At 71.4% G+C, this 5,919-nt stretch carries 5 protein-coding genes and 1 pseudogene; all 6 read right to left on the reverse strand.

Going from position 1 to position 5,919, the window contains the following annotated elements; translation table 11 throughout:
• A pseudogene (locus ACWGOO_RS22220) lies at positions 1–1,351 on the reverse strand (hypothetical protein); the annotation flags it as partial.
• Positions 1,352–1,720: 369 nt separating this feature from the next.
• Positions 1,721–1,942, reverse strand: coding sequence for a hypothetical protein (locus tag ACWGOO_RS22225; RefSeq protein ID WP_376041175.1), 222 nt, complete (start codon positions 1,940–1,942; stop codon positions 1,721–1,723).
• Positions 1,942–2,169, reverse strand: a complete 228-nt coding sequence (locus ACWGOO_RS22230) for a hypothetical protein (protein ID WP_376041173.1) — start codon at positions 2,167–2,169, stop codon at positions 1,942–1,944. Before ACWGOO_RS22230 ends, ACWGOO_RS22225 begins: the two co-directional genes overlap by 1 nt.
• 125 nt (positions 2,170–2,294) lie before the next feature.
• Positions 2,295–3,083: a DUF2637 domain-containing protein gene (locus tag ACWGOO_RS22235; protein ID WP_376169341.1), complete on the reverse strand. Its 789-nt coding sequence runs from the start codon at positions 3,081–3,083 to the stop codon at positions 2,295–2,297.
• A complete protein-coding gene (locus ACWGOO_RS22240) occupies positions 3,080–5,053 on the reverse strand; it encodes a helix-turn-helix transcriptional regulator (RefSeq protein ID WP_376220332.1) in 1,974 nt (657 codons plus the stop codon). The genes ACWGOO_RS22235 and ACWGOO_RS22240 overlap by 4 nt, the downstream gene beginning before the upstream one ends.
• A 213-nt stretch (positions 5,054–5,266) precedes the next feature.
• Complete coding sequence (locus ACWGOO_RS22245; RefSeq protein WP_376943274.1) at positions 5,267–5,554, reverse strand: hypothetical protein; 288 nt, start codon at positions 5,552–5,554, stop codon at positions 5,267–5,269.
• Positions 5,555–5,919: the final 365 nt, after the last annotated feature.

Below are 5,919 nucleotides of genomic sequence, written 5' to 3' on the forward strand. Positions count from 1 at the left end.
GTTCAGCTTGGAGGAAGGGCTGGAGCTGGTGAGCGTCCGTGGGCGACTGATGCAGCGATGTGAAGCGGGAGCGATGGCGGCGGTGCATCTCTTGGTAGCGGTACGCCTCCAGCTCGCCCGCCAGGTCGGTGTGCCGGGCGAGGCCCCGGGTCATCTCGAACGCCCGCCGGCCCCGGGTCGCGGCCTCGTACTCCAGCGACCACGCACGGCACTGCTCGGCCGTCCCGTACCCCGGGGCGTCGGCCTCGGCCAGGCCGTCGCGCTCGATCGCCCACAGCCGGTCAAGGAACTGAAAGGCGGTCATCGACCGGGTGCCCTTGGCGCCCTTGGCCGTCGAGTGGGCGACTTCGGCCGCCGCGCCCTTGGCCGCGTCCACGTCGGCCTGGACCGACTTGGCCGTCTCCCCGCCCACCTTGGTCAGGTACTCGATCAGCGCCTTGTCATCGGGCGACCGGATCACGTCGATGCGCACACCGTGGCCCTTGCCGCCGCACTTGCAGTTGGCCCGCTCACACTCGGTCGACGTCTCGTACGTCGGGTCGATCGACCGCAGAGCCCCCGCCCAGAAGCCGTGCATCCACTCCTCGAACGCCTCCAGGTCCTCGGCGGGCGGCTCGAACGTGCAGCTCCGGCCCTCGCCCGGCTCGAAGTACCCGTTGCCGTCCTCATCCGTGTAGATCAGCTGGCCGTTGGCCGGGGTGCCCTCCAACTGGCCACCGAGGAACACCAGCAGGTTCAGGTGCGGGTGCCACCCGCCCGCCTGCGAGCGGGTGATCTCCGGGTTACGCGCCATGCCGATGTAGCCGACCGCCGGGGCCACGTGGCGCCGGAAGCTCTGCGATGTCAGGAGCCGCTGGTAGGCGCCCGGGACCCTCGGCGTGACCTCCCCCGTCGTCTCGTCCACGCGCTGCCGCGTCCCCCACAGGGCACAGACCAGGTCGTCCAGTGCGTCCGCACGGGTGTGCCGGGTGGTCAGCACCACGGCCGCCAGAGTCCCCCCACGGGCCAGCCACCGCAGAGCGGCCGTGGTCAGCTCGTGGGTGTCCTCGGCGCGCTTGGCGCTCTCGCACACCGCGCACGCCCAGATCGACTCGCAGAGCTGGACCCCGCGGCCGGACGCCTTCCCGTCCTCGGTGCGGGCCGTCAGCGTGCCCAGCTCCGGCGCCACGGCGCGGCGCGCGCACTTCCGGCACCGGTCGATCGCGGTGATCTCCTGCATGATCCGGCGGCGCCGCCACCGCCGCAGAGCCGGGGTGACGACCGTGACCGGACCCCCCTCGGTGGCCCCATCGACCGCACCGCTCTGACCTGCGGTTTCGGCGATCTGACAACTCTGTTCGTCAGTTACCAAGAAGCGGACACCTCGGGAGGTGTCTTTCTGCAGGTCAGACCCCGTTTTCGGGGGTCGAACCGCGTCCGCCTCGGAAGCGCGCTTCCGGCAGTTCGGGGAGCAGTACGTTTGGCCCGGTGTGCGGGGGTTTGGGGTGAACTTCTTCGAGCAGCCGCTACGGCGGCATGTGCGGCGGGCGGGCCGCTGTGGCGAAGGAGGCGCTTCGCTCCGTACTCTGGTCACAGCAACGTTTCCGTTCGGTGGTTTGGCACCTGCGGAGGCGGGCGGCCCGGGAGGTGAGATGCCCGGGCCGTTGCCATTTCTGAGGGGTGATCATCCCTTACGAGCGAGACGCCCCGCCGGATCACCGGCGGGGCATCGTCGTGTCGGTCAGATCGTGGTGATTCCTCCCTCGTCCCCGGCGGGGCGGGGCTGGACGCTGATGCGGACCGTGCCATCGAGGCGGGGCTCCATCGCCACGGCGTGGAACGCGCCGTCCAGGCCGCCGAGCGCGTCCTTCTGGAAAGCGCCGGCGGGCAGGTCGAGCGAGCCGCCGTGGTGCATGAGGATCGCGATCAGCATCGCGTGAGACATGTCGGCCGGGGTCGCCATCACGCCTCCTCGCGGGCCGAGCGGATGACCATCAGGGCCGCCTGCGGGAGGTCGGCCACGGCGTCGAAGTGCGCGAGGGTGACGCCGTGGCTGCGAGCGGCCTCCAGCAGGTCCCGCAGGAGAGCGGCTGCGTCTGCCTTCTCGGCCGGGGTGGCGGCCGGTCCGCCGAGCCGCGCGGCGGACGCGGTGATACGGGCGGGCACATCGTCAAGCTGGGTCTCGTGCATGGTTCCTCCTGGTGGTGGCGGCGCCCCGCCGGGTGAGGGTGGATCAGGCGGACGTGAGTCAGTCTGACACAATGTGTCAGCCTGCGCAAGAGGGTCAGGGGAGGTGTCCCCTGACCCTCTCTCGGTCACGCGGCGGCCGGGACCTCAATCTCGGTCTGACCCTCGATGTGGTCGTCGTCGTGTCGCGGGTGGACGGGGGCGTTCTCGGTGTCGAGGCGTGCGTACACCCGCTGCACCTGCGAGGGGGCGCGGGTGGACACCCGGGCCGCCTCACGGACGCTCAGGCCGTCCCGCCATGCCTGCTCGATCGCGGCGCGGGCTTCCTCGGTGCTCAGCTTCGGGCGGGGGGGGACAGGCGGGATTTCGAGGTGTGCCCCGCAGATGACCTGCGGCGATGCGGTGGCCGGCACAGGCTCCGGCAGGGGGGTGGGGGACACCGGGGCGTCCACTGTGGACACCTCGGTGTCCCTGCCCGGCTCGACGGCGGGTGCGGCGTCGTCCACGAGGCCGTGGACCTGCCTCATGAGGAGCCCGAAAGCCAGCAGTGCGGCAGTGGGGGGGACAGCGGCGGTCACGTAGTCGAGGAAGGGCACGTGCTGACCGTCCCTCGCTCCGGCCACTCCGGCGACGTTGAGGACGATCGAGCCGATCGACCCGGCCGCCGTGGCGGTGATCGCCCACCAGTCGGTGCGGCCCTGGAGACCGGCCCGCAGCATGAGCAGTTCGCCGCCGACGATGAAGGCGTCGAGGGTCGCGGGCCATGCCCACTGGCGGATCGGGGAGCCTGCCAGGCCGTGCTGGCCGGCCACCTCGGCGAGGTGTGCGTAACTGAGCCAGAAGGCAAGGGCGGTCAGGGTCACGATCACGAGCCCGGCCGCGATCAGCGCGGCCCTCTCCATCGTCTGCTTGCTCATGCCGACACCTCCTTGCCCGCGATGACGATCCCTGCCGGGGTCTTGGCCACGTCGCCGGACTTGACGAGCGCCGCGACGGCGCGGGAGACGCCGCCCTTGTCGATGCCGGTCGCCGCCACGATGTCCTTCTGGGCGAGCGGGCCGGACGCCGACCGGACCGTGTCCAGGACCCGATTCCGGTTGGTCGGGGTACCGGCCGGGGTCGCCGCGGATTCCTCAGCGCGGGGCGCCGGCGCTTCCTCGGCCGCCGCTTCGGGTGCCTCCTTCACCAGGGTCAGGCGCGGCCCGCCGCCCGGGTCGGCGGGCTCCGGCGCCAAGGTGGCGACGTGCTGCCACGGGGTCACCTTCGGGAGCGCCTCCACCGCCTCATCCAGGACGTGCCAGATCCGCACCGGGCTGGGTTTGCGGTCCTTGTGCTTGATCAGGGCCCGGCCAGGGATGCCGCCGAGCGTCGACGGCTCCCAGCCCGTCGTCGCCGCGTTCTCGCCGTAGACCACGCGGTCGGACACCGGCGAGTCCACCGTCAGCGACATGACCGTGAGGCTGTTCTCGCTGACCATCGCCGTGACGCCGCCGTTCGTGCGGGACGGGTACTGGGTCGCCCAGATGATCCAGATCCCCGTCGCGCGGGCCAGGGTGTACAGGTCGTCGATCAGGTCGAGGACGTCCTTCCACCGGTTGTCCTTGGCCATCTGGAGGATTTGCCGTCCCTCCTCGATGACGACCAAGAGGCTCGGGTGCTCCGGCGTCGGCACCCACTGCGTGACGTCCGCGATCTCCTGCCGGTGCTGCATCTCCGCGACCAGCTCGCAGATCGCGTCGTAGATCGCCTGCCGGATCTCCTCGTTCGAGCCGCGCTGGTGACCCTCCGTCCGGACCTTCCCCTGCCACAGCCGGGCTTCCAGCCGCTTCGGGTCGAGGAGGATGCCCGCCCACAGCGGGTCGGCCACGGCCTGCATCATCCACGGCCGCCACGAGACGCTCTTGCCCATGTTCGTGACGCCCGCGATCAGCTTGTGCGTGCCCGCCATCGGCACGTCCACGATCTCGCCGGTCACCTCGTCCACGCCGATGCCGGTGTGCTCCGGCGTCCAGGTCATCGAGATGCCGTCCGACGCGGACCGGGTGCGGATCACGATCAGCGCGCGGTCGCCATGGCTGCCATCGCTGATCTGCATCCGCGTCTCGGTCCGCATCCCGAGCAGGGCGCGGACCGCCGCGGACTCGGCCGCGAGCTTCTTCGCCGACCAGCCCTTGCCGTCCAGCCGGACGCCGCACACGATCCCGGCCGCCGTCACTTCGGGCCGCTCGGTCAGCGTGCCGGACAGGCCGCGCGAGTCGGCGTGCTGCACCCAGTACGACGGGTCCAGGCGCTCCAGCAAGCGGCGTTCCTCCGCCGTGACCCCATCCTCGACCTGCACGGAGACCGACCGGCGACCGAGCCACAGCGCCGAGGCGTTGGCCGCGATGACCGCGACCGAGGTGGCCAAAGGCCACGTCTCCCAGTCCGCAGGCGTCGACCACGCGTACGTGCCGACCGCCGCCGGGACGACATGCACGGCGTGCCACCGCCGGGCTACCTGCGCCATCGTCGCCGGGTAGTTCGCCCGCGCCTCCTTCAACGCGGCCCGCGCGGCGATCCGGTGCGACCGCGCCGCCCTGTCCGCCGTCTTCGCCGCCCGCCGGGCGCCGTTCCACGGGTTCTTGCTCGCCTGCCGTGCCGCCGTCCGCTGCCCCTTCGCGGTCGCGGCCGTCGCCCTCGCCGACGTGTTCTCACGCTGAGCGGCCATGAGCTTCTTGAGATTTTCCGGCGTCCGGAGCGCCTGGCGCCGGTCCGCCGCCGCGTCCCACCGAGCCGCCACAGGGGCGCACATGGGGGACAGGGCATCGACCACGTTGGTCACCTCGGTGGCCGATGCCCGCCAGGCGGACTTGGTCGAATCGGTCGCCTTCCGCCAAACTTCCTTCACGTCCACGGTTCTCCTTCAGGTGCGTGGATGAGGGTCGGATCGCCGTTCGCTGCGGCGGTCCGGCCCGTCTTCGTTTGCTGGTTGCGCCTCTGGTTGCAGGTTGCGGTCGGGTTGCGGGGTGCAACCGCCTCTGACCTGCAAGGTTGCGGGTTGCGGTCGGGGGAGGGGAGGGGGGCCCTACGCACGCGCGCATATACGCGCGCGAGGAGCCCCTCAGATCACTCCGCCTCGGCCGCCTTCCGCCACGCGGCCGAGGTGTTCGGGGAGACCCCTGTCAGGTCCCGAATCCTGCGGTAGGGGACCTCCATCCGGACCGCCTCCACGATCACCGGACGGATCTCCGCGTCGAGCTGCTCCAGCTGAGCCAGGAGCCTGATCCTCTTCGCTCCCAAAGGCTTGAGTGCTGCTTCGGCTTGGGCCCTCAGTTGGGCCGGTGTCTGCGTCATGCGACTGACTCTGACACATCGATCCGCCTTTTGCAAGCGTCTCAGTCTGAGTCATCATTGCCCCCCGGTGATCACGCGGCGACCCTAGGCGCCCCTCTGCGGCCCTGTCAGCCGGATACCGGACCCAGAGGGCACGGCGCCCCTCATCGGCCGTCAGCGGGCCACACAGGGACGCGGGGAGGGGTGCGGGGGAGGCCGGAGAGATCGCGCGGGTCACTACGCAGGGGCGCTCCGCCCCCTGCACCCCCGGGCCACCGCTCCCAGAGGGGGAGGGGGCGCCGTACGCCACTGCGGGTCCGTGGGTGGGTCGGCAGGGGTCGCGGGGGGGTCCCTCCGGTCGGACAGCCCTCCGCACCCTGCCACGGAACCTGGGGGGGCTCCGCAAGCTCCACCCCCCCAGAACCCGCGGCACACCGTGAG

The sequence above is a fragment of the Paenibacillus sp. NPDC055715 genome, assembly GCF_053617595.1.

Bases quoted from the DNA above. Each gene is read 5' to 3' on its own strand.
- ACWGOO_RS22225 (WP_376041175.1), bottom strand. From the start codon at position 1,942: ATGGCGACCCCGGCCGACATGTCTCACGCGATGCTGATCGCGATCCTC.
- ACWGOO_RS22230 (WP_376041173.1), bottom strand. From the start codon at position 2,169: ATGCACGAGACCCAGCTTGACGATGTGCCCGCCCGTATCACCGCGTCC.
- ACWGOO_RS22235 (WP_376169341.1), bottom strand. From the start codon at position 3,083: ATGAGCAAGCAGACGATGGAGAGGGCCGCGCTGATCGCGGCCGGGCTC.
- ACWGOO_RS22245 (WP_376943274.1), bottom strand. From the start codon at position 5,554: ATGACTCAGACTGAGACGCTTGCAAAAGGCGGATCGATGTGTCAGAGT.